Raw genomic sequence first — 25,457 nt, forward strand, 5'->3', positions numbered from 1 at the left:
GTCACGGATTGGGAAATCAGTGATGGATACTGCCGGGATAAAACCTTTGGATTCGAAGTGAACATCTTTACGTAAGGTCTCATACAACTTCTCATCGAGATGGATGTGAATCTCGGTCTTATTACTTTCTACCTTGACTATATCGAATGACTCGAGTACTTCGCAGGGAAGAACTATTTGCGCTAATGATAATAATGTCGGATCTGTCATGAGACAAATGTAAGCATTGTAAGGAAAATGTAAAAGAACTACCCCCAAGAAATATCGGGTGAGCCCTTTTTTTATATCCATCCATCAGGAGCGTGCTTCCGTTCGGTATGATCCCGGTAATCCTTGTTCCAAAAAAAACCTCATCCACATTCACATGTAGATGAGGTTATACTATATCAGTTTATCAAAACGAACAAACTGAAATGACTAATACCTTAAACCTTAGGAATAGTTTGTTTAATTAATATGTGCCTTACATTGTAAGGCTACTTTCGCAAAGTTAAAAAACTTTTTAGTATTATGCAATACCTGAATTGCATAGTTTTTGAAAATAATTTGTTTTTATCCTCTGTTTATGGCTTGAATCAGCGGAGCGTCAATTGTGGATAGGCAACCGTCTCCATATAAAGCCGGGAATCAGCTTCCAGAAGAATACCAGAATGGCATATTTCCAATCGATAACGGCACGGCGCTTCTTCCGTCCGATCGCTTTCACAATTTTCCGGGCAACATATTCCGGTGACATCAGCATCGGATATTTGTCATTCTTCAATAAATCGGTCTTGACGAAACCGGGGCGGATATCGGTGAATACGATCGGAAGTTTCTCCATCTGTGCCAGCTGGTCGAGGGCTTCGATGTAAGTGTTCTGATAGCGTTTCGTCGCGGAATAGGAGGGAGCCGCACCCAACCCTTTTGTTCCGGCAATGGAACTGATTACGGCCAATTGTCCTCCGCCATGTTCCTTGAAATAGCCGTATGCCGCCGTAACCATTCGGGTAAAACCGACCGTATTTGTTTGCACAGTCGCTAATTCTATTTCCGGGTCCAACGCCCGGTTCTGGCTTCCGACGCCGGAGCTGAGCAGAAAAACATCCATTCCGCCCACTTTGCGGATCAGCTCCGCCAGACGTTCCGGAGCGTCCGGGCAGGTGACATCCAGTTGTATGGCTTCAATCTGGCCGGGTGTCTCCGCGCGGAGTTCTTCCAGCCGTTCCAGGCGCCGTCCGGCCACACCGATACGCCATCCTTGTTTGATATATAACCGGGCGACTTCATTTCCGATTCCGGAGGTCGCTCCTATGATAATAATTCTTTTTGTCGAGGTCATAATTTAATTGGGATTTGTTGCTTGCAAATATACGGGGATATATTCATTTGGAGATAATTAGCATCAGTAATAATTGCTTTGTACAGATGAATGTTTTATCTTCGCGACGTTGTTGACAAACCAATGTAATGTAAAAAGATGAAGAAGTGTTTTTATCTCCTGTTGACCTTATTGTGTGTTAACTATTCAGTCATGGCGGCTCCGGGCTTCCGTATAAAAGGAAAAATAGTTGATGCCAATAACAATCAGCCGATTGATTTTGCAGATGTGTTCCTTTTCCGTGAGGGAGAGGTGAATCCGGCGTACCAGACTTTGCCTGAAGCCGATGGAAGTTTCCGCATTGCGGATGTGAAAGACGGAAAGTACCACTTGTTGGTGCGACTGGTCGGTTACGACTTGTATAATCGTCCGAATATCGAATTGAAATCCTCTTCTGATATGATGGATTTGGGAGTTATCTCCATGAAACCTCTGGAAGTGGGATTGGCGGAAGTCGAAGTTGTCGCACAGAAAAAGCAGGTTATTTACAAGTTGGACAAGAAAGTCATCGAGGCTTCGTCCAATCTGCTTGCCGGAGGCGGTTCGGCTGTCGATATTTTGGAAAATACGCCCTCGATACGTGTAGATGCGGAGGGCGAAGTAAGCTTCCGCGGTAGTTCCGGTTTTACGGTTTATATAGACGGCAAGCCGAGTGTGTTCAGCGGCACCCAGGCTTTGGAGCAGATTCCGGCAGGACACATCGAGAATATAGAAATTATCACGACCCCTTCCGCCCGGCATGATACAGGCGGAGATGTGGGAATCATTAATATTGTCACGAAGAAGCATGTCCAGGATGGATTCAGCGGAATGGTGAACCTGACGGGTAGCACCGTCTTGTCTCGCGGAGTCGATTTCCTGCTGTCACAACAGAATAAGGCATCCCGTTGGTATTTCGGCGGGGTTTGGAGCGAACGCTTGCGTAAGAGTGATTTCGACCAGGAAAAGACGACCATTATTTCGGATACGGCTACGACTTCCCATTCCAACGGACCGCGTAAAAGTAATAACTTCAATTATTCGCTGAAGGCCGGCTGGATGTATTCCCTTCCTCAAACAACGTTCAATGTCGACCTGGAAGGCGGTTATGGCGGCCGTACCCGCAACGGTGACCTCGATTACAGGGAAAAGCGTTCGGCGGACGGGACGACATTCGGCGAGGGTGATTATTACAGCCGTGACGATTACGATATACATGAAACCTATTTTCTGGGAACCGTCGGGTTCGACCATAAATTCAATGACAAGGGACATCAGTTGACCGGTAGTTTCTACCTCAAATACGGAGGTAATGCCCTGGAGTATTTCCAGAGCGACCTCTTCAACAAAAACAACGAGCGGGAAAAAGGACATCGCGCCTGGGAAGACGAACACCGCTGGACCGTGCGTGGTAATCTGGATTATATTTATCCTTATAGCAAAACGGGCCGTATAGAAGGCGGTTACCAGTATTTCTCTTACCTGGAAGACGGAGATTACACGATGCATTTCTGGGACCCGGTGAAGCAAGAGTTTTACAACCGGGATGATATTTATAATACCTTTTATTTCCAGCATGGCATCAACTCGATATATGGCATTGTGGCAGACAGTTATAAATCGTTTGACTTCCAGGCCGGTGTACGCGGCGAGCATACGCACCGTGTCTTGCGCAGTTCGATTCCCGGAAAAGACCGTACATATAATAAGTTCGAGTTCTTCCCTTCCGTCCACTTAGGCTATACTTTCCCGAAAGAACATAAGCTGCTGGCGTCTTATTCGCGCCGTATAACCCGTCCGGAACTGTTCTTTATGGAACCGTATATCACCTATCGCGATTTTTATTCGGCGGAAATCGGTAACCCGGATATCCGTTCGGAATATATCAATTCTTTCGAGCTGAATTATAAAAAGAACATAGGCGAACACACGGTTTCCGCCACTGTGTTCCACCGGAGCCGTAAGGACAAGATAGAACGTCTGCGTGTCCCTTATGAGGCGGGTGTTACGTTGGATTCAATGGCAAACGTCGGGCATGATTATTCGACCGGTATCGAATTGAGCGGACAGGTTCAGCTTACCCGCTGGTGGAACGTGAACCTGAACGGAAGCCTGTATCACTATAAAGTGAAGAACCAGTATAAGACCGGTGGTGAGAACGAGACGAGTACGAACTACGATATCATGTGGAACAACTCTTTCGATGTTTTGAAATATACCCGTGTCCAGGTAGATGGAAACTTTGTCGGTCCTTCTGTGACGACACAGGGACGTACGGATGCCTTCTGGTATGTGAATCTGGCCGTCCGCCAGCAGTTGATGAAACGTAAACTGTCGGCGACACTTGCCTTTCGAGATGTTTTCAACTCCGCTCGCTATGTGAGCAAGATCATTACATCCGACTTGCAATCCATCACGCGTATCCGTCCCAGCTATCCCTTGATTACGCTTACGGTCAGCTATACATTTAATAACTTTAAGGTTAAGAGTTCTCAAAAGAAAGAGGATCACGACCTCTTTGAAGGAACAAACCACTAAAAAAAGCAAAAGTTGTCAGTTACTTGTTAACTGTCAACTTTTTTAATACATTTGTTCCGTAGATAAAAGGAATGATGGAGGAAAAGGAACTGATATTATTATTGAAACAGAGCAGTAAAGATGCATTTACTGCTCTGTATAAACAATATTGGAAACAGGTCTATAATTTTAGCCGCCTTTATCTGACCAGTGTCGATGCCGCCGAAGAGGTGGTGCAGGAAGTTTTTATCAAAGTATGGGAAACGCGCGAGTTTCTCCGTGCGGATGACCATTTCAAAGGCCTCCTGTTTATCATCACCCGGAATCTGATTTTTAACCAGCACCGTAAAAGCTTGAATGAAGATTTTTATAAAGTGACGGTTCTTGCCGCCTTGGAAGAGCCCTATGATGTGGAAGAAGAGATTGAAGCCAATAATCTGCAAGAATATATAGATCGCCTGATCGATGAATTGCCTCCACGCCGCCGTGAGATTTTTAACTTGAGCCGCAAAGAACAAAAGAGCTACAAAGAGATAGCGCTCTTGTTGGATATTTCAGAAAAAACAGTTGAAAATCAAATTAGCGAAGCCCTCAAATATTTGAAAAAAAATATCACATTACTTCTTCTTTTTATATGAGCTTTTTACAATAACCCCTTGCTTTTTCTATTTCAAGAGAAAAAGCATGCGATTTTGTTTTGTCTTTTATCCGGATAAACTGCGTTTTTCTTGACACATTGGCTGACAGGCTGCCGGGTTCATATAAATTGCATCGCATTTATCCATTCATTTTCCAATCTCCCTTACAATTCGTCAAACCTTAACTCCCGGAGAATCGAATATTTGAAAAGATACAGGAGACGATACGTGAATATGGCAAGGAAATAGGGGTTGTTTCGGGAGAATCCGGTACCTTATTTCTATTATGACCGTCCAAATCGCCATTACGACCGTCCTAATCTTCGCGAGGTGCCGAGTGCACTACCCATTAGGACGGTCACGATGGCAATTAGGACGGTCGTAATGGAAATTCTTTGCATACTTCACGATAAAAATCCAATTTATTAACTCTTTTTTTGAATTTGGCAAACTTTATCGGAAGACTGTTTTCTCTTTTTTTTAAGTGTTTCAATGCGTTTTTTACAATAAGTCCCCGGAGGTTGGGCTTGATTTAATGCCGTTTTGTAGAGATTGAGAATAGTTGTAGAAAAAATATTATATTTGAATAGGGGGAAGGAGCATTTTGTGTGTATTTATATATGTAAGGCAATTAAAAATGGAATACGAAGATAAAAAATATATACTTAGGAAACTGATGCAGGATGCGTTGACCGAAGAGGAGCGGATTGCATTACAATCGTCCCGGCGGGTGACACGACAGATGGAGTGGCAGTGGGACAGTGCCCCCGATGTTATCGAAAGGGATTGTCCGGACGAACCGTCTATCTGGCGGAATATTTGCAGAGTTTCCTGGCAGCATGCAGAAGACAGAAAGGTTGTGTTTTATAAAATATATAGTTTGGTTGCGTCCGTATTGCTGGTGTTGGGAGTGGCGGGAACGGCTTATTTCGCTTATCAAGACAGAACCACTGTTCCGATGTATGTCGTAAGTTCCGGCATCCAGAATATGGAATCCGTCTCCTTGCCGGATGGAACGAAAGTACAGATGGGACCTGGCAGCCGTTTGACCTATCCGGCCAGTTTCTCCGGTAAAACGCGTGAGGTAACGTTGAATGGGCAAGCTTTTTTCGATGTGGCCAAGAATCGTGAGAAACCTTTTATTGTTCGTACGGAAGACATGAGCGTACAGGCATTGGGTACGGCGTTCGAGTTGTTTAGTTATGAAATGGATAATAAAATAGAAACAATTCTATTAAACGGGAAAATCAAAGTCGGTATTTCTGATAAGGGAACCAAAAAGGTGAAAGAATATCTGGTTTCTCCCGATGAAAAGCTCGTATTGGATAGACAAACAGGTGAAGTCATGAAACAGGCTGTCAATGCTGATAAATATACAGCTTGGCGTAAGCAGAAAATGTTGAGTTTCGAAAATGAAAAGCTTTCCATGATTATCCCACGCCTTGAACAATGGTATGGACGAAAAGTGATGTGCCAGAAGGATTTGGCAGAAAAGTACCGGTTTACTTTTAAGGTGAGGGACGAGTCGCTGGATCGGATACTTTATATGATAAAAGCTTCTTCTCCTTTGATATATACGCAAATGGAGAGTGGTGATTATATATTGACTTTAAAATAACATATTATAAACAACTTAATTCTGATGCTTATGGGATAAAAAAGGGTTAGCCTACAAAAAAATTGGAAGATGCCGGCAAGCACCTTCCAATCAGTGAGTTTTCAAAAATGCATGTCATAAAGGAGTCCAAGCCAAAGACTTGCATTTATTATTCATCAAAAACTATACAAAGTTATGAAAAAAAACAGTGACAGGGATTATTATGTCCCGTTATTTAGAAAAACAAAGCGTATTATGAAGATCACAGCCTTATTTTTGTTGGGAGTCGCATGCTGTATTTCTGCTTCAACCTATGCGCAGGGCTACAAGGTGTCGATCAATAAACAAAACAGCAGTATCATTGAAATCCTTCGGGAAATTGAAAAAAGCAGTGAGTTTACATTTTTCTTTAATGACAATCGTGTGAATGTCAACCGGACTGCAAGCGTGAATGTTAGAAATGCATCTTTGGAAGATGTGTTGGACCAGGTGCTTAGAAACACGGGCTACAGGTATCAGATCATTGATCGCCAAGTGTTGATCAAAGCTTCGGAAACATCATCCCTTGCGAGTGCTCAACAGAACCAGAAGAGGATAACGGGAGTTGTCTTTGATGAATCCGGCTTGCCTGTTATTGGTGCCAATGTGGTTGAGAAAGGAACAACGAATGGAACGATTACGGATGCGGAAGGGAGGTTCTCCCTTAACGTTGCATCAGATGCAACGTTGATAGTTTCTTATATTGGGTATATTCAAAGTGAAGTATCTGTAAAAAATAAAACATCCGTATCTATAACAATGACGGAAGATGCGGAATTGTTGGATGAAGTAGTCGTAATCGGTTATGGTTCGGCGCGTAAAGGAGATTTGACCGGTCCGATATCCAGTGTCAAAGGGGCTTCTTTAACAGAACGTTCTACTCAAATGTTATCTACGGCTATGCAGGGGCAGATTTCGGGCGTGGAGGTAACGCGTTCTTCCGGAGGTCCTGGTAGTTCGGCAACGATACGTGTTCGTGGTGTGACGACACTTTCCAATAACGATCCTCTTGTTATAATTGACGGTGTGCCAGGTTCGTTGAATGATGTCGTAGCTTCGGATGTAGAAACCATGAGTGTTTTGAAAGATGCTGCTTCGGCTTCTATTTACGGGTCTCGTGCTGCGGCTGGTGTCATCTTGATTACGACTAAGAGGGCCAAGGAGAATAAATTCAATTTAGACTACAATTATGAATATTCCATAGACAAACCGACTGCACGGCCGACCAATGGAAATGTGATCGATTGGATGAATGTTCAGAATGAGATTAAGTGGAACGATGGTGCGTCTAATCCTTATTCGCAATATTCGCAGGAAACCATTAATTCTTGGATGGCTAACAATGCAACTGATCCTTATCATTATCCGAATACGGATTGGGTCGATTTACTGTTGAAGAATACGACTTCTCATCAACAGCATAACTTTAACGTTTCAGGCGGTACGGATAAGTTGCAGTCCAAGTTTTCGTTCAATTATCAGACGGCAGACGGGTATTATGCGAATAAGTCGTATGAACGGTATGCCGGCCGTGTTAATAATGATTATAAAATCAATTCTTGGATTCGGGCCAATATTGATATTGACTTTTCAGCTTCGGAAAGCATAAATCCGTTCTCTACTAATTTCTCCAAGAGTGAAACTTTCAACCCGATTTATTGGGCATATTTAACGACTCCTTATTATAATCCGTATTGGCAAGATGGTAGTTATGCTGATGTGAAATCGGGTGCTAATCCGTTGGCCATGTTGAACGAAGGAGGAACGACCAATACCAATTATTATAAATTCGGTGGTAAAGCACAGTTGAGTTTGACTCCGGTGAAAGGGTTGACTTTGACAGCGGTTTTCGCTCCCCGTTACACTTTCGAGAGCAAAAAGGGATTTAATAAAAAAGTGGATGTTTATTATGAAGATGGGACGGCCATCGCTGCACAAAATAGTAAGACAACCCAGTTGAACGAAGCGCGTAATAACACCCAAAGTCGGACTTATCAGTTTTATGCCAACTACGAGAACAAATGGAATGAGCATTCCTTGAATGCAATGGTCGGATATGAAGGTTATAAATATAAATGGGAAAATCTGGGTGCATCGAGAAATAATTATGAATTGGATACTTATCCCTATTTGAATCTTGGACCGGAAGATTACCAGTATAATTCAGGTAATGCAGGTCACAATGCTTATCAATCCGTTTTCGGGCGAGCTATGTATTCATACAAGAGCCGTTATATGCTACAGGCGAATGTCCGTGCAGATGCCTCTTCTCGTTTTGCATCTGCTTATCGTTGGGGTGTTTTCCCTTCAGTATCGGCGGGTTGGGTAGCTTCAAATGAATCTTGGTTTCCTAAAAATAAATGGATAGATTATTTGAAAGTACGCGCTTCTATTGGTTCATTGGGTAATGAGCGTATTAGCGATGCGGAATTTCCGTATCAGGCAGCTATCAATTTCGGAAACAGTTATATGTATGACAAGGGTTCCCAATCGGTGACCGCTGTACAGAATGCTGCACAATATAACTATGCATTTAGCGATATTACGTGGGAAACAACGACGACTTATGATATTGGTGTCGATATTACTTTGTTAAATAATCGTCTGAGTTTGACAGGTGACTATTATTATAAGAAAACATCCGATATGCTTTTGACTTTGGGATTCCCTTCTTATGCAGGATTCTCTGCTCCGAAGCAAAATGCAGGTGATATGTATACTCACGGTTGGGAGCTTGAAGCAAGTTGGCGTGACCAGATTGGTGAGATTTCTTATGGCGTATCCTTTAATCTGTCCGATTATCGTTCAAAAATGGGATATTTAGGAGACAGAAGGACTATAGATGGTAATAAGATTTATGAAGAAGATTCTTATTATTATGAGTGGTTTATGTATAAGACCGATGGTCTGTTTATCACTGATGCTGATTTGTATGATTCGGAAGGAAACAAGTATCCGACACTCACTGCTAACGATAAGGCTGGTCATATTAAATATGTCGATGTGAATGGAGATGGTGTTATCAATTCGGATGATAAAGTTCGTTTAGGAAATTCCTTGCCGGAGTTTCAGTTTGGTGGTAATCTTTTCTTAGGTTGGAAGGATTGGGACTTCTCACTTTCTTTCCAAGGCGTGGGACATCAGAATGTTCTCTTTAATTCTGCTTGGATTCAACCGTTGAAAGAACAATGGGGTGCGGTACCTTCTCTTGTATTGGGCAATTATTGGAGTCAGCATAATTCGGATGATCAAAACCGAAATGCCAAATATCCTCGTCTTACATATACCAATACTACTAATACTTATACCGGATCTGATTATTGGTTGTTCAACGGAGCTTATTTCCGTGTTAAGAATATTACATTGGGATATTCGTTGCCGCAGAAACTTGTGGATAAGTGTTTCATCAGAGGGCTTCGGATATATGCAACAATAAATGATCTTCCTGCTATCAGTCATTATCCTAAGGGATGGGATCCGGAAATAGGCGCAAGTTCCGACTTTATATCCACGTCTTTTACATTTGGCGCAAATGTTAAATTTTAAATTTATAGTGATATGAAACAGATAAAATTTTCTATATGTACTGCTTCTCTGTTCATGCTTATGTCGTGTGTCGATCTTAATTTGAATCCTCTTTCTGAAGGGTCGAGTGAGAACTGGTATTCTTCTCAAGCAGAAATAGAGATGTCCCTGAATGATTTCTATCGTACGGATTTTTTCCCGATTGACGATATGAAATGGGGAGATGATGTAACTGCCCGAAATGAAACATCGGAGGTGAATAATGGTACATTGACTTCAGAAAACGGAACGATTGCCAAACGCTGGGAAAACTATTATAAAGGCATTGCCCGTGCTTTACGCATAATCAATAATATGGACCGGGCACGTGCTATGGGCGTTTCGGAAAAGGATATAGCCCAATATGAAGGTGAAGCTTATTTCTATTTGGGACATGCTTACGGTATGTTGGCTTTTCATTGGGGGGATGCGATCTTGGATAAGGTGGGTATGAGTTTGGATGAGGCTTATACCGCTTCCCGCTCTCCGAAAGCCGATGTGTTAGCTTACAGCTACGAATGCTTGGACAAGGCTGCGGAACGTTTACCGAACAGTTATCCCGGTATCCAGCGTGCTACGAAAGGGGCTGCTTATGCATTTAAAGCGAGGATTGCTATTTATAATGAAGATTATGCTACCGCTGCTACTGCTGCCAAGAATTGTATGGATTTGAATGTGTATAAATTGCATGACAACTATCAGGATTTATTTACAGCCTCTTGGTCTGACGAATGGATTTTCTTCTTCCGTGGAGATGTGACGTTGAAGAAGTATTATTGGGCTGCATCTGATGTCTTGAATTGTATTTCTCGTCTTTCAGGCGGGTGGGGCGGTCAAAAGGCTCCGTCTTATGAATTGGTTTGTGCTTATCCTTGCATTGACGGTAAACCGATCGATGAATCTCCACTTTACAACCCGAAAGATTTTTTTGAGAATAGGGATCCGCGTATGGCGATGACGATTGTTCCGTTTGCAACAGCGTACAACAAGAGTGTGTTGGATGGAACGTATGATCCGAACGATTATAAGTGGTTGGGGTATGAATATTCTCCATCTCCTGTTAAAACAACCGTTCAGAGAATTTCCGATGGTGCACAAGTGGGAAATAACGATTCAAAAGCAAGAGCAGAACATGCTTCGTACACAGGCTTGCTATTTAAAAAATATGTTGATGAATCATTCCTGGAAAATGGTAAAGCAGGTGCACCGACTACTTATCCGATGCTGCGTTACGGTGATGTCTTGCTGATGTATGCTGAAGCGATGAATGAGATGAATCAGTGTAGCCAAGAGGTGCTGGATGCAACGATTAATAAATTGCGGGAAAGAGCTTATAATGGAACAGGTCTTGAGTATCCGCGAGTAACGGAAGGTTCACAGCAGCAGTTACGTACGGTTATCCGTACCGAACGTTTCATTGAAATGGCTTGGGAAGGCCACCGTTATAGCGATTTGATTCGTTGGAAGATTGCAGGTAAAGTATTGAATCGTCCAATTTATTTCTTGAATCGTGCGTGGTCCGGTAATACTTCTTGGGATGGAAATGAAAGTTCGGTGTCTGCTGAATACAAGCAGTTGATTCAGAACTGGAAAGAAGGTAACTATCCGATAGGTGGTATTCCTCAGATTGATGAAGACGGTATTGCTGATTTAAGCGAAATGGCGAAAAAAGGTTATATTACTGTGGCAACAGAACGTAAATTCGATGAAAGTCGTGACTATTTATGGCCGATACCTGCTGCAGACAGACTTATCAATGATAATCTGTCACAAAATCCGAAATGGTAATTGAGATTGGGGCTCCTCTGTTTATATCGTCATATAGAGTATGAGGAGCCCTTATTATAACTATATTTGGCAAAATATTGAAAAGAAATGAAACTGAACAATATAATTGGATTAATGGCAGTCTGTTCTCTAATGGGATGTACAGCACAGAGAGACGTAAAGAATGTGCCGGACTCTATTTCCGGTATCTACCCCCGTTTAGCCTATTACAATAACGAAGGCGAATGCGGTACCGGTGCTGTTGTGCCCTGGGCTGACCGATTGTGGGTGATTACTTATGGTCCTCACCTGCCCAATGGCTCGTCTGATAAATTATATGAAGTAACGCCCGACTACCAGCAAATAGTCCGTGATGAAAGTATCGGAGGAACTCCTGCCAACCGCATGATCCATAAGGAAAGCAATCAACTGTTTATCGGCCCGTATGCCATTGATCAGACAGGTAAAGTACGGGTTATTCCCTATACTGTTATGCCAGGCCGCCATACCGGCAATGCCCGTCATCTGACGGATCCGGCGAATAAGATCTATTATGGAACGATGGAGGAAGGCTTTTATGAGGTAGACGTAAACACGCTGGAAGTAAAAGAATTGTATCAGGACGGAAATAATAAGCAGCAGAAAAAGAATGATACGGATGCAGGGCCTATAAACGACTTGCTGCCGGGTGTTCATGGCAAAGGCTTATATTCCGGACAAGGCTTTATGTTTTACACGAATAATGGAGAAGGAACGCAGGAAGCTTTACGAAAATTTGATGTGGAAGCGGGTGTCCTGGCAGAATGGGATGGCAAGGACTGGAAAACCGTACGCCGGAATCAATTCGTGGAAGTGACTGGTCCGGGTGGAATTTATGGAAATGCAAATCCGGAAACAGACCCGGTTTGGGCTACGGGTTGGGACTATAAATCGATTCTCCTGGGAGTGCGCGACGCTAAAAAAGGATGGTCTTTCTACCGCTTGCCAAAAGCCAGTCATAGCTACGACGGGGCACATGGTTGGAATACGGAATGGCCGCGTATCCGGAATGTGGGGACCGATATGGCTCCTGACTATCTGATGACGATGCATGGGATGTTCTGGCATTTTCCCGGAACATTTACAGCGGATAACTCTGCCGGAATTCGTCCCCGTTCTGCCTATTTGAAGGTGATTGGTGATTTTACCCGTTGGAATGATCAGTTGGTTTTCGGTTGTGATGACTCGGCTCAAAAAGAATTTCTGAATAAACGGAAGGCAAAAGGCAATATAGAGGGCCCTGGCCAGTCGAATTCGAATCTGTGGTTTACATCTTTGGCAAAACCGGATGAGTTAGGACCTGCTACGGCTGAAGGTGCTGTTTGGGCCCGGGAAAACGTAAAGGCGAATGAAACATCTGAACCGTTTTTGTTCAGCGGTTGGGCGAATCGTTGCGGATGGGTGAAAAACGAAGGGAAACAACCTGTTACTTTTACGTTCGAAGTGGATGAATCCGGAAATAACCGGTGGAAGACTTTGAAATCGGTAACAGTCAGTCCGGGTAAAGCGGCATCTGTCCCCTTTGGCGCGATGGAAAAAGGTGAATGGATTCGTGTAAAGGCGGATAAGAATACAATGGCGACGGCTACATTCTCTTATACATCTTCAGATAATCGCGCTATGTCTCCCGCTCCGATTTATAACGGCCTGACTTCTGTGGACAAGGATAAAACAACCGGTGGCCTGCTGTACGGATTGGGCGATGATCGCCGCGTGTTAGGGCTATTGGCCAATACGACGGTTGACGGTAAAGTTTCGGAAACCGGTTATTATGAAATGGGAGATAAGTTGGAATTGATTCGGAAGGATGATGCCAAGACAGCCGATTTCATTCGCAGTAAATTTGCGATACCCCAACAAGTTCTTTCAATAGAAGAAGGTTCCGTCCTGGTAGTCGATGATTTGGGCCGCCGCTGGCGTTTGCCTTTAGGAAATGAACAGTATAAGAATCTGACGGAACAAGGAGTCCTTCGTATTTGCCGTGAAGTGGCGACGGAGCGCGACTTATTCTCTTGTATGGGGACATTCTATGAACTTCCCGCCGAAAATGCGGATGGTTATGCCAAGATCCGTCCGGTATCATCTCATAATTTCCGCATAAATGATTATGCTTCCTATCGGGGGATGCTTCTTTTGACAGGCGTGACTCCTGAAGAAGGCAAGGACAATCCGCATATAGTCATCTCGGATGATGGAAAAGCCGCTGTTTGGGTGGGTGTCATCGATGATTTGTGGTCTTTGGGTAAACCGGTAGGACAGGGTGGTCCTTGGAAAGATACAAATGTGCAGGCCGGTGTTGCATCCGATCCTTACTTGATCGCGTTCTACGATAAAAAGGAACTGTCGCTTTCACATCAGTCCGATAAAAATGTAGTTATAACGGTTGAGGTCGATCCTACCGGAAATGGCGATTGGATGGATTATGCTTCCTATACTGTTAAACCGGGAGAAAAATTTGTTCAACAACTACCTGAATCGTTCCAGGCAAGATGGGTTCGTTTTGTATCGGATACGGATACGAAAGCTACCGCTTGGTTGGAGTATAAATAATAAGATCATGAAAACTCGTGTAATTTTTACTTTATTGTTACTGATCAGCTTAGGTCATATCCGGGCTGCAGACCTTTTTGTTGAAGCCGAGAGTTTCAGCAATAAAGGAGGCTGGGTGGTTGACCAGCAGTTTATGGATCTGATGGGATCGCCTTATTTGTTGGCGCATGGAATGGGTGTGCCAGTGGATGATGCCTATACGGAAGTGACTTTTCCTGAAAAAGGCGAATATTATGTCTATGTTCGTACCTATAACTGGACTTCTCCGTGGAAAAAAGGGGAAGGTCCCGGGAAATTCAGTTTGTCGGTCGGAGGAAAGAAGATGACCTCTCCGTTAGGAGCAGAAGGTAGTGCCTGGATATGGCAGATTGCAGGAAAGGTCTCGGTAAAGAATCTGAAAACAGTAATAAAACTGCATGACCTGACCGGTTTTGACGGCCGTTGCGATGCAATCTACTTTACGACGGAAGAGGGAAAAGTGCCGCCGTCAGATATAAAGGGCTTGGAGGCTTTCCGCCGGACAGCATTAGGACTTCCGGATGAGGCACCTGTTGCCGGACAGTATGACCTGGTTGTGGTGGGCGGCGGTATTGCCGGTATCAGTGCCGCAGTCTCGGCAGCCCGGCTTGGGTGTAAAGTCGCCTTGATCAATGATCGTCCTGTATTAGGCGGTAACAACAGTTCTGAAATCCGTGTTCATTTGGGAGGACGGATAGAGGCCGGCCCTTATAAGGAATTGGGAAATCTGCAGAAAGAGTTTGGTCCTACGCGTGGAGGAAATGCGCAACCGGGCGATTATTATGAAGATGATAAAAAGTCGGAATTGGTTGCCAATGAAAAGAACATAACATTATTCTCTAATTATCGCGCCATCGGTGTACAGATGGATGGGCAGAAGATCCGTTCCGTGATAGCTAAACATATTGAAACCGGAAAGGAACAGAGCTTTGAAGCTCCTCTATTTTCAGATTGCACCGGTGATGGTACGATCGGTTATCTGGCTGGTGCCGATTATCGGATGGGACGTGAGGCCCGTGATGAGTTTGGCGAGAGCACAGCGCCGGAAAAGGCTGATAAAATGACGATGGGTGCATCTGTCCAATGGTATTCTGTAGATGATAAGAAACCGTCGCCATTCCCTACTTTCAGCTATGGTGTCGAATTTAACGATAAAAACAGTGAGAAAGTGATGATGGGCGAGTGGACTTGGGAAACCGGCATGAACTATGACCAGATCAGGGACTTCGAGCGCATCCGGGATTATGGTTTATTGGTGGTCTATTCGAACTGGAGTTATTTAAAGAACGGCATGAAGGAAAACTCTCAATACCGTAACCGGAAATTAGGATGGGTGGCTTATGTATCGGGCAAACGTGAATCCCGCCGTTTGATGGGAGACTATATTTTGAAGGAGGATGATATCCGTAAACATGTGGTGCATGAAGATGGAACTGCCGCCTCAACATGGACAATCGACCTTCATTATCCGGACCCTGCAAACACGGCTAATTTCCCGGATAAGGAGTTTAAGTCAATCGCTAAGCATATCGAGATTTATCCTTACCCGATACCATATCGCTGTCTTTATTCCCGTAATGTCGACAATTTGTTTATGGCGGGCCGCAATATAAGTGTTACGCATGTCGCCTTGGGAACCGTCCGTGTGATGCGTACCACGGGTATGATGGGTGAAGTGGTTGGAATGGCAGCTTCACTGTGCAAGAAATATCATGTCACTCCCCGGGGTGTTTACCGTTCTTATCTGAATGACCTGAAAGGACTGATGAAAGAGGGAGTGGGTAAGAAAGGCTTACCTAACAACCAGCAGTATAACGAGGGGGGAACGTTAAAAAATAAGCCTGTTGTTAAATAAGCGGGAAAAAATCCATCGCCATACATTTTTAAATCCATGGCGATGGATTTTTAATTCATGCCCATGAAAATCTTTTAAACCTGAGAATCATGAAATACAGACAGCTTTATCTCTTTCTGTTATTCTTTTCTTTATTCTCTTATTCGGTTACGCTTGCCGGACAGGAAAAGAAACAGGAACGGTTTACCATAATGGGATTAGGGGATTCCATTACGGAAGGATCAGATTACTTCACTTGCTATTTGTTTCCGCTTTGGGAGAAATTGTTTACGGCCGGGTATCAGTTTGATTTCATCGGTCCTCGTGAGAGTAAATGCCGGATCGGGACGCTTAGTCATTGTGGTTTCAGCGGCAAGAATGTGGAGTTTTTAGAGTCGAAGATCGACAGTATCTACCGGCTTTATCCGGCAGATATCGTCTTGCTTCATGCCGGGCATAACCATTTTGTGGAAGAGAAACCTGTTTCTGGAATGATTGCTTCTTACAAGTCTATTATCAACAAAATACAGGCGATCAATCCGAATGTTCGTATTTTGATTGCCCAAGTAATACCAAGCGGTAAATTGCCCAAGTATTCTTATATTCCGGAGTTGAATGAGAAGATAGCGGAAATGGTTTCCGAATTACATTCGGACCATATCTGTTTAGTTAACCAGGCTGAAGGGTTTGATTGGAAGAAATATACGATTTACGATAAAGTTCATCCGAATAAAGAGGGGGCAGAGAAGATGGCTACTGTCTGGTTTAATGCTCTAAAGAAAGTGTTGGCTCCGTCTGAAATCACTTTTTCACCTGAAATAACCCGGTATAAAACCTTAGAAAACGGTGATTCTTTAGCACTCCATATCTTTAAACCTCAAGATATAAAAGGCGGAGAGAAACGACCGGCTATCGTCTATTTCTTTGGGGGTGGCTGGAAATTAGGCACTCCAATCCAGTTTTATCGCGAATGTGCTTATTATGCGTCAGAGGGAATGGTTGCCATATCGGTCGATTACCGGATAGAATATCTGCATCATTCTACTCCGTTTGAGAGTTTCGAGGATGCCAAAGATGCGATATGCTGGTTGCGTAGCCATGCTTCGGATTATCAGCTTGATCCGGATAAGATTGCCGTAGCGGGCGGTTCAGCCGGAGGTCATTTGGCTGCCGCACTCGGAACGATCGGTAGCGATGGGGCTGTTCCGGCAGGTTACAGGCCGAACCTTTCCGTGTTATATTATCCGGTTATAGATATGGTTTCGCGAGGCTATGGTTTTCCGGAAATCGAAAGGGATTTTGAAAAAATTTCACCGATCCATCATGTATCGAAAGCAACTCCTTCCACTCTGATATTGCTTGGCACGAAAGATCCTATCGTATCGGTCAAAGCCGTCGAATCCTACCGGGATAAGCTTTTGCAAAATGGAGTAGATTGTGAACTTCACCTCTTTGAAGATGCCGGGCATCCGATCTTCTTATATAGAAAACCGCTTACAGATGATTATTATAAAATCCGGAAATTGACGGATAACTTTTTGAGAAGATATGGATTTCTATAGGTCTCATGATTCTTTTTAATATAAGATTATAATCATAAAAGAGTAATCAATATTTTTTGATCTTTTGTCGGTAATGTCCTATATTTGTAACCGATTCTTTGATTATTAACTGATTATTTTAAATTTAGACCATGAAGTACATTATTCAGTTTTTTGCGGCTATATGCCTGTTTATGTTTTCCGTACAATCTGTGAGTGCGCAGAAAGATTATTTTAAGGACTTGCCTGCGGAGTGTTCTCCTCAAAAAGTCGGAACGATTTTAAGCCAGCGTTTTATTCCTTCCAAACATATGTTGCATGGAGGCAAATGGATTCATTATGCCGAGGTTTGCACCTGGTACGGTGCGTTAAGATATGCAGAGGCGGCTGGAGATAAAAAGCTGGTGAAACAACTTCAGGATCGTTTTGATTTACTTTTTACGACAGAAAAAGCATATCAGCCTATCATGAACCATGTGGATTTGAATATGTTCGGATGTCTGCCTCTTGAATTTTATAAAGTGACGAACGATAAAAAGTATCTGGAACTCGGTATGCCGTATGCCGATACGCAATGGACTTTGCCGGCCGGTGCTACACCGGAAGAAAAAGCTTGGGCCGACAAAGGTTTATCCTGGCAAACCCGCCTCTGGATTGATGATATGTTTATGATTACGATCGTTCAGGCACAAGCCTACCATGCAACCGGTAAACGTGAATATATAGACCGTGCAGCAAAAGAAATGGTTGTTTATCTGAATGAATTACAGCGTCCGAACGGACTGTTCTATCATGCTCCCGATGTCCCTTATTTTTGGGCCAGAGGCAATGGATGGATGGCTGCCGGCATGGCAGAGTTGTTACTGTCTACTCCGAAAGACAATCCGGATCGTGCCCGGATTCTGGAAGGATACCGGTTGATGATGAAAAATCTGAAAGATTACCAGAGTGAAAGTGGTATGTGGAATCAATTGGTTGATAAGGCAGATTGTTGGCCGGAAACATCCGGTTCGGCTATGTTTACATACGCTATGATTATGGGCGTGAAAAAAGGTTGGCTGGATGCTGCGGAATATGGTCCGGTGGCCCGGAAAGCCTGGATTGCTTTAGTCCCCTATATCAATAAGGATGGCGACGTGGAAGAGGTTTGCGTAGGAACGAACAAGCAGAATGATCTCCAATATTATTATGATCGTCCCCGCGTTGCAGGTGATTTTCACGGACAGGCTCCGATGTTGTGGTGTACATATGCTTTGTTATGTGAGTAAAAAATTATCCCTCTTCCGTTTTCCCAAACTGCAACCCGAGGAAGAGCGCGCCCGGTACCAGGATAATTCCTGCTGAAACCAGCAGGGCAATCCGGAGCGAGTACATATCATTCAGCCAACCGATAAAGGGGGCGATAGCAGCGAACATCAGGCGGATAATGAAGTTACGGATGGAAAGCACTGTCGCTCTCATGTCGGAAAAGGTCATTTGGTTGATGTAGCCTTTCAGGATCGGAGTGGCGAAACCACGGAAAACGTAGAAGACGAGCAGGATGGCAAGTCCGGCGTATGTCAGGTTGAAGGCAAGCGAAACATAACCGCCTACGATCACGACAAGGATCAGGATTCCCATCTTGCGCGGCCCGAAATAGCGGTCTACCCGATCCGACCAGAGGGCAGCCAGGCCGACTGTCAGGTTCAGGACCGTCCAGATGATGCCATACCAGGATATAGGGGTTTTCAGATACATCAATACCGGCTGTACGAACCAGGCCATTGTCAGTGTTGCCGCCCCGATGATTCCGGAAAACATGATGTTGTAGCAAAGTTTTTTATTTGTGACCAACGAATATTTAATGATTCGCATAATCTCATTGACCGGATTTTGGATCTTGTTCGAACGGTTGACCTCCCTCAGTGCAAATGCCGCCGGAATACCCGTAAAGGCAATAACGGCCTGTGCGTAAAAAGGAAAACGAAGCGAATAAGCAGCTAACAGCCCGCCGAATATGCCGGCAACGGCCTCTGCAAAATTGCCGATCATCGTGATGCGTCCTTCATACCGGAGATATAAGTTCTCTTTTTTATATTGGGCGGTTGTGTCGTACAACAAAGCCGAATCGGCACCGTTCACCAATGTTTGTCCGGTTCCCAACAGTAATTCGGCAAAAAGAAATGCGGTGAAAGTGGAGGTAAAGGAATAGCATAAGTACCCGAAAAAGAAAAGGATACACCCCAATATCAAACATTTGCGCCGTCCCCATACGTCAGCCAGGTAACCGGAAGGAATCTCTAACGCCACAGCCGCTACCGAATAGACACTTTTCAGAATAAACACATCCTGCAATCCTAATCCATGTTTTTCATAGAAAAGCACGATGATAGGCATGACCAATGTAAACCATTTGGAGAGTTTAATCAGATAGAGCGCCAGTATATTCCGTTTCATGCCTGCAAAGGTACGAAATGCAAATTAAAACAAAATACAATAACCCCCATTTCAGCCGTTTTTCTATTTCGTCCGAAATTCTGATCGGTTTTGGATTGACTTTTTTCATGGTTTTGCCCTTTTTGTCTGACAACAGATGAAAGGAGGTGCCGAGGTTGTTCTGAAAAGCATGCAATTTGATTGCCGGAAACCGGAAAGGCCGGCAAAGTGATAAAGCTTAACTCCCGGAGAATCGAATATTTGAAAATAAAACGGACGGCGTCCCAAATATCTCAAGGAAATTCAGGTGCTTTTTTGCCCTAAAGACGGTCCTCTTTTCCATTACGACCGTCCAAATCGCCATTACGACCGTCCTAATCTTCGCGAGGTGCCGAGTGCACTACACATTAGCACGGTCACAATGGCAAAGAGGACGGTCATAATTGTTGAAAACGCTCAAAAAAGGCGAAAAAGTCCCTTTTTGAGGTCCAAAAAGCGGATTAACATTTATTTTGTTTCGGATGTCTTTTGATCTTGAAAAATACGTTTTATACAATAACCCCCCCTGCACAGGTGGGGATGTGTCAAATAATTAGACAGTGGTGTACAAATATTAGACAGAATGGAAATTAAGGTTTATATATAAGTGTTTGCGTGTTAGCTGTTTATCTCTTTTGGCATGTTTTTTGATTGTTTTTCAATGGATATGGAATTAATGTCAAATCGATAAAAAACAAACTGATATGAAAAACCTGAATATCGCATTGCGTTCTCTTTTCAAAAAAGGCAGGAGTAACGGGATCAAGATTTTATCATTGGGGGTAGGGTTAGCAATGGGCTTGGTGCTGATCGCCAAAGTCTGTTTCGAGCTTTCCTATGATGATTTTTATCCGGATAGCGAGTGCATCTATCAGATACGGGAGAATGTCTCGATAGGTGAAAGGGTTATGGACGATCTGGACTATGTCAGTGGAGGCATTGCGCCGGGGATGAAACTTGAGATTCCGGGAGTGGTCGCTGCCACTCGTGGTTTTTCATTGGGCAATTCAGTGTTTTTCATGCCTGATAAGAATAAGTATAAAGCCGATTTCCTGCTGGTAGATGAATGCTTTTTCGATGTCCTGCCGCAAAAAGTGCTATCGGGAGATGCGAAGCAGATTCTTTCGAGACCCTTGTATGTGCTTGTATCCAAAAGTTTGGCCGAAAGGATAGGGGAGGGAAAAGACGTAACCGGTATGTCGTTTGAGTTGGCCTCTTACCCCGGTCGAGTAATCACGATTGGCGGTGTGTTTGAAGATGTTCCTGAAAATTCGCATTTAAAATATGATGTGCTTTTGTCGTTATGTTCGTTTAAGGAAGTGATGGGTTGGAGTAATGAGAATGGCTGGTGGGGTGGAGATAGCTATCATGGGTATGTTAAAGTTCAGCCGGGAGCCGATCAGGAGGCATTGGAGGCTGAAATGGCCAAGATGTTGGAACGCCACGTTCCTTCCGCGAAGTTGAAAGAGATGGGAATGACTTATCGTTTATCCTTAAAACCCCTTAAAGAGGTCTATGCAACCTCTTCGGCTGTAAAGGGGATGGCGGTTATGTTGTCATTGATTGCTTTTGCCATTTTGTTTGCGGCTTTGATGAATTATATCCTACTGATGGTCTCTTCATTAGTTGTCCGCTCTAAAGAGGTTGCCATTCATAAATGCTACGGTGCTTCCGGTAAAAACATATCGGGGATGATCTTTTCCGAAACGTTTGTGAACCTGTTTGCCTCCGTATTACTCTCTGCCTTATTGATACTTGCCCTTCGCGAAATGGTGGAGGAATTGTTGAAGGCTTCTTTGGGTGCTTTGTTTACCTGGCAGACGATTTTGTTACTGGTGGGTGTATGCCTGTTGGTCTTTCTCTTTGCCGGCCTGTTTCCTTCTTATTTGTTTTCCCGCGTACCGGTGGCGGTTGCTTTCCGGTCCTATACCGAATCGCGCCGGCTTTGGAAAAAAGGATTGCTGTTTGTCCAGTTTGTTGCCGTCGGTTTTTTGGTTACATTGCTGGCAATTATCGGTTTGCAGTATCAGAGGATGGTGACGGATGATCCCGGATATTCATACGATCGGGTTATATATGCGTCTCTTTCCGGAGTAGAGAGTTCTGCGGTCCGGATGGTTATGGATGAATTGGAGAAACTGCCGGAAGTGGAGGCGGTAGCGGCTTCAGACGACTTGCCGGTTTGGGGAGGGGCCGGAAATATGATTTACCGGGACGGATCTGATGAGATCGCTTTGCATATTAGAGATCTGAGATATATGGATGCCGACTATATCCCGTTGATGGGTATAAAAGTAATAGAGGGAAAAGCCTTTGACCGCTCATACTCCGATTCGGCACGTATCGTAATGATCAGCCGGGCAACAGCGGAAAAATTGGTGTTGGTCCATGGGTGGAAGGATGGTGTAATCGGAAAAAAACTTCGTATAAGTGAACATAGTGACCCGAATGATCCGAATGGTTTTGAGGTTATCGGTGTCTATGATGAAGTGCGGGCCGGAGCGATCGACTCTTACCTTATGCCGCCGACGGTCTGGTTTTATTCAAGCAAGCCGGGTCATGTAGTTTCAATGAAATTGCACGGGAATGTTACGGTCGAGAATATGAAACTCATTGAGAATACCATTCAGAAGCTTCTTCCGGATAAAGATATTTCGGTAAACTCTTACGAAGCGAGTATCATCAATATGTATTCGGCTTCCCGGTTGTTCCGTAACTCCGTTATGCTGGGCGGCTTGGTTACTTTCCTGATCACTCTTGTCGGGCTGATCGGATATATTGCGGACGAAACGACCCGCCGTCGCAAAGAGATCGCGATCCGTAAAGTGAATGGTGCGACAGTAGCTAACATCATGGAGATTATATCAAAAGATATACTCTATATGGCTGTCCCGGCCGTGCTCTTAGGAGTCATGAGTTCTTATTGGATGGGGGAAAACTGGTTGCAACAGTTCTCCGAAAAGATACCGTTAAGCGTCTTTATCTTTGCGGGTTCTGCATTGGCAATTTGGCTGGTTGTCCTGGTTATGGTTGTAGCGCGTACCTGGAGTATTGCGAATGAGGACCCGGTGAAGAGTTTGAAGTCGGAATAGTATATATAAAAGGATAATAGATATGAGAAATTTGAATATAGCCATTCGCTCGCTTTTCAAGGGAGGAAGGCACAACATGATGAAGATTGTTTCGCTGAGCGTAGGCTTGTCGGTGGCTTTGGTCTTAATTGCCAAAATCTATTTTGAACAGTCGTACGATACTTTCTACCCGGATGCAGACCGGACTTATCAGATTTATGAAAATTATAGCCAAGATGGCAAGGAGTCGGATTATTATAATGTAAGCGGCGCTGTAGCTCCCGGTATGCTATATGAGGTACCCGGTGTGGAGGCTGCTACCCGCCTTACTTATATCGGAGGGGATGAATCTTTGTTTTCAACCTCTGATAAAGAACGTTATTCGGCTCGTTTTATCATGATGGCGGATAGTAATGTGTTTGATCTGTTTCCGCGTCCTATCCTGTCCGGGAATCCGAAAAAAATATTGGCTAAACCCTGGTATGCGATGATTTCCCGCTCTTTGGCGGAAAAGATGGGCGGAATTGAGAAGGTCGAGGGGCTGACGATTATTCCCGATAATAATCCGGGAACGAAAGTGACGATCGGAGGCGTGTTCGAGGATATACCGGAGAACGCCAACCTGCGTTACGATATGTTGGTTTCCATGACAGGAATGGATAAGGAGAGTTTGGAGAACTGGTTGGGTAACGATCGTTATAAAGGGTATGTACGCCTGGTGCCGGGCGTCACTGCCGAAAGTCTTACGCCGGCCATACATGATATGGCGCTTCGCCATCAGAATGCGGAGGATATGAAGAGGTGGGGAATGGAACTGACCTATACATTGAAACCGATTCTCGATTTGCATAAGAAATCAGGCGAGGTGAAAAGCATGGTCATGATGCTGGCTATCCTGGCCTTAGCCTTGTTGTTTACGGCTGTGATGAATTATATCCTGATTGCTATTTCTTCGATTGTGAACCGGACGAAAGAGATTGCCGTACATAAATCGTATGGGGCTTCGGAAGGGAATATCCACAATATGATGATGTCTGAAACACTGGTGCACATGGTTTGTTCGATCGTGTTGGCTGTCTTTTTGATTTTTCTGGGCAGGGATATGATACACGAATTGCTGGATGTTTCTGTCGAAGGATTGTTGTTCTCGAAAGGAGCGTTGATCCTGCTGGCGGTATGTGTGGTTGTTTTTCTGGTGACGGGTTTTGTGCCGGGAGCTTTGTTTGCACGTATTCCGGTGGCAGCCGCTTTCCGTAATTTCCGTGAAAGCCGCCGTGTCTGGAAACTCGGCCTGTTGTTCCTACAGTTTATTGCAGCCGGTTTTTTGGTCACGCTGCTTATCATTGTGGGGAGGCAGCACATGTTTATGGTGAACAGTAATCCCGGCTATTCTTATGACCGCCTGGCCTATTGCAGCATATCGGCGATCGACTCGACGACTCGTTACAAGGTGTTGGACGAACTGATGCGCATCCCGGAAGTGGAGGCGGTGACGACATCGACCATATTGCCTTTTTGGGATAGTCTGGCCGGTAATAATATTGCTTTGCCCGAATCTGATAAAGAACTTTTTAATATCGCAGACCAGTATTGGTCCGGCAATGGTTTTCTGAAACTGATGGAGATTCCTGTCATCGAAGGACGTTCGTTTACGGAGAATATCCCGAAATCGGATGAAGTGATGGTTAACCGCGCTTTTGTCGAAAAGATGAAAGAGTTTACGGACTGGTCTGACGGCCCGGTCGGCAAATCCATTTATATTTCGGAACATGCCAATTATGATTCTAAGTTTTATACGATTTGCGGGGTGTATGAAAATTACCGTATCGGCTCACTTATCAGCCAGGACGATCGGCCTTCCGTATTGTTCTACCGGCAGCGGCCCCTGGATTACCTGCTGGTAAAATTCCATCAGATAACCCCGGATGCCGTTGCAAAAGTAAATGACAAGTTAGAGGAACTTATCCCGGATAAGGATATGAAGCTTTCGATTTATTCGGTCTCGATGGTAGAGCAGTACAGCAGTTCCCGGAAGTTCAGGGACCAGGTCCTGATCGGCGGCATTATCACGCTGCTTATCTCCATGATCGGATTGATCGGCTATACGAACGACGAGGTGAACCGTCGCCGTAAAGAGCTGGCTATCCGGAAGGTGAACGGGGCTACATTGAAAGATATACTGACTATGTTCCTGACCGATATTTTATGGCTCGCCCTGCCTGCTATCGTGTTAGGATGTATCATTACCTATTATGTCGCGGAACGCTGGCAAGAGCAGTTTATAGAAAAGATACCGCTCAGTCTCTGGATGTTTGTTTCCGGCGGGTTGTTTGTCTGCCTGGTTGTTATCGTGTGTATTGTCTATCGAACTTGGAATGCGGCGAACGATGATCCGGTGAATAGCCTGAAGTCGGAATAGTGTCAAATATTTATACACCATTGTCAAATAATTGGACACTATTCGGGGATTAACTTATTTGTATATGTTT

At 44.2% G+C, this 25,457-nt stretch carries 14 protein-coding genes; 11 read left to right on the forward strand and 3 right to left on the reverse strand.

All coding sequences use genetic code 11. The features are described 5' to 3' along the window. A partial coding sequence (locus DWU89_RS20890; protein ID WP_449406741.1) for an ISAon1 family transposase N-terminal region protein occupies window positions 1-210 on the reverse strand: 210 nt, incomplete at its 3' end. Window positions 211-586: 376 nt separating this feature from the next. After that, a complete protein-coding gene (locus DWU89_RS13110) occupies window positions 587-1,321 on the reverse strand; it encodes an SDR family NAD(P)-dependent oxidoreductase (protein WP_115500081.1) in 735 nt (244 codons plus the stop codon). 138 nt (window positions 1,322-1,459) lie between these two features. Between DWU89_RS13110 and DWU89_RS13115 the strand changes: the two genes are divergently transcribed. The 9 genes from DWU89_RS13115 (at window position 1,460) to DWU89_RS13155 (ending at window position 18,711) form a co-directional block, all read left to right on the forward strand. Next, window positions 1,460-3,877 (forward strand): outer membrane beta-barrel family protein, encoded by a 2,418-nt coding sequence (locus DWU89_RS13115; protein ID WP_115500082.1) that lies wholly within the window; start codon window positions 1,460-1,462, stop codon window positions 3,875-3,877. A 74-nt stretch (window positions 3,878-3,951) separates the two neighbouring features. Further along, entirely contained in the window at window positions 3,952-4,494 is a 543-nt protein-coding gene (locus DWU89_RS13120; RefSeq protein ID WP_115500083.1) for an RNA polymerase sigma-70 factor, read from the forward strand. A gap of 637 nt (window positions 4,495-5,131) precedes the next feature. Beyond that, the gene (locus tag DWU89_RS13125; RefSeq protein WP_115500113.1) at window positions 5,132-6,112 is read left to right on the forward strand and encodes a FecR family protein; all 981 of its coding nucleotides are present in this window, start codon (window positions 5,132-5,134) and stop codon (window positions 6,110-6,112) included. Window positions 6,113-6,286: 174 nt separating this feature from the next. Continuing rightward, complete coding sequence (locus DWU89_RS13130; RefSeq protein WP_115500084.1) at window positions 6,287-9,676, forward strand: TonB-dependent receptor; 3,390 nt, start codon at window positions 6,287-6,289, stop codon at window positions 9,674-9,676. Between the two features lie 12 nt (window positions 9,677-9,688). Continuing rightward, window positions 9,689-11,482, forward strand: a complete 1,794-nt coding sequence (locus DWU89_RS13135; RefSeq protein ID WP_115500085.1) for a RagB/SusD family nutrient uptake outer membrane protein — start codon at window positions 9,689-9,691, stop codon at window positions 11,480-11,482. A gap of 87 nt (window positions 11,483-11,569) precedes the next feature. Beyond that, complete coding sequence (locus DWU89_RS13140) at window positions 11,570-14,050, forward strand: hypothetical protein (RefSeq protein WP_115500086.1); 2,481 nt, start codon at window positions 11,570-11,572, stop codon at window positions 14,048-14,050. Window positions 14,051-14,057: 7 nt separating this feature from the next. After that, window positions 14,058-15,923: an FAD-dependent oxidoreductase gene (locus DWU89_RS13145; protein WP_115500087.1), complete on the forward strand. Its 1,866-nt coding sequence runs from the start codon at window positions 14,058-14,060 to the stop codon at window positions 15,921-15,923. Window positions 15,924-16,012: 89 nt separating this feature from the next. Next, entirely contained in the window at window positions 16,013-17,464 is a 1,452-nt protein-coding gene (locus DWU89_RS13150; protein WP_115500088.1) for an alpha/beta hydrolase fold domain-containing protein, read from the forward strand. Window positions 17,465-17,595: 131 nt separating this feature from the next. After that, window positions 17,596-18,711: a glycoside hydrolase family 88/105 protein gene (locus DWU89_RS13155; RefSeq protein ID WP_115500089.1), complete on the forward strand. Its 1,116-nt coding sequence runs from the start codon at window positions 17,596-17,598 to the stop codon at window positions 18,709-18,711. Between the two features lie 4 nt (window positions 18,712-18,715). Here DWU89_RS13155 and DWU89_RS13160 read toward each other — a convergent pair whose 3' ends face one another. After that, entirely contained in the window at window positions 18,716-19,879 is a 1,164-nt protein-coding gene (locus DWU89_RS13160) for an MFS transporter (RefSeq protein ID WP_115500090.1), read from the reverse strand. A gap of 722 nt (window positions 19,880-20,601) precedes the next feature. Here DWU89_RS13160 and DWU89_RS13165 point away from each other — a divergent pair. Together DWU89_RS13165 and DWU89_RS13170 are read left to right on the forward strand one after the other, a co-directional pair. Continuing rightward, a complete protein-coding gene (locus DWU89_RS13165) occupies window positions 20,602-22,989 on the forward strand; it encodes an ABC transporter permease (protein ID WP_115500091.1) in 2,388 nt (795 codons plus the stop codon). A 22-nt stretch (window positions 22,990-23,011) separates the two neighbouring features. Further along, complete coding sequence (locus DWU89_RS13170) at window positions 23,012-25,387, forward strand: FtsX-like permease family protein (protein ID WP_115500092.1); 2,376 nt, start codon at window positions 23,012-23,014, stop codon at window positions 25,385-25,387. The last annotated feature ends 70 nt before the right edge of the window (window positions 25,388-25,457 follow it).

The sequence above is a fragment of the Parabacteroides acidifaciens genome, assembly GCF_003363715.1.
GTDB lineage: Bacteria > Bacteroidota > Bacteroidia > Bacteroidales > Tannerellaceae > Parabacteroides > Parabacteroides acidifaciens.

Bases quoted from the DNA above. Each gene is read 5' to 3' on its own strand.
- DWU89_RS13130 (WP_115500084.1), top strand. From the start codon at position 6,287: ATGAAAAAAAACAGTGACAGGGATTATTATGTCCCGTTATTTAGAAAA.
- DWU89_RS13170 (WP_115500092.1), top strand. From the start codon at position 23,012: ATGAGAAATTTGAATATAGCCATTCGCTCGCTTTTCAAGGGAGGAAGG.
- DWU89_RS13150 (WP_115500088.1), top strand. From the start codon at position 16,013: ATGAAATACAGACAGCTTTATCTCTTTCTGTTATTCTTTTCTTTATTC.
- DWU89_RS13160 (WP_115500090.1), bottom strand. From the start codon at position 19,879: ATGAAACGGAATATACTGGCGCTCTATCTGATTAAACTCTCCAAATGG.
- DWU89_RS13115 (WP_115500082.1), top strand. From the start codon at position 1,460: ATGAAGAAGTGTTTTTATCTCCTGTTGACCTTATTGTGTGTTAACTAT.
- DWU89_RS13165 (WP_115500091.1), top strand. From the start codon at position 20,602: ATGAAAAACCTGAATATCGCATTGCGTTCTCTTTTCAAAAAAGGCAGG.
- DWU89_RS13125 (WP_115500113.1), top strand. From the start codon at position 5,132: ATGGAATACGAAGATAAAAAATATATACTTAGGAAACTGATGCAGGAT.
- DWU89_RS13140 (WP_115500086.1), top strand. From the start codon at position 11,570: ATGAAACTGAACAATATAATTGGATTAATGGCAGTCTGTTCTCTAATG.
- DWU89_RS13155 (WP_115500089.1), top strand. From the start codon at position 17,596: ATGAAGTACATTATTCAGTTTTTTGCGGCTATATGCCTGTTTATGTTT.
- DWU89_RS13145 (WP_115500087.1), top strand. From the start codon at position 14,058: ATGAAAACTCGTGTAATTTTTACTTTATTGTTACTGATCAGCTTAGGT.
- DWU89_RS13135 (WP_115500085.1), top strand. From the start codon at position 9,689: ATGAAACAGATAAAATTTTCTATATGTACTGCTTCTCTGTTCATGCTT.
- DWU89_RS13120 (WP_115500083.1), top strand. From the start codon at position 3,952: ATGGAGGAAAAGGAACTGATATTATTATTGAAACAGAGCAGTAAAGAT.
- DWU89_RS13110 (WP_115500081.1), bottom strand. From the start codon at position 1,321: ATGACCTCGACAAAAAGAATTATTATCATAGGAGCGACCTCCGGAATC.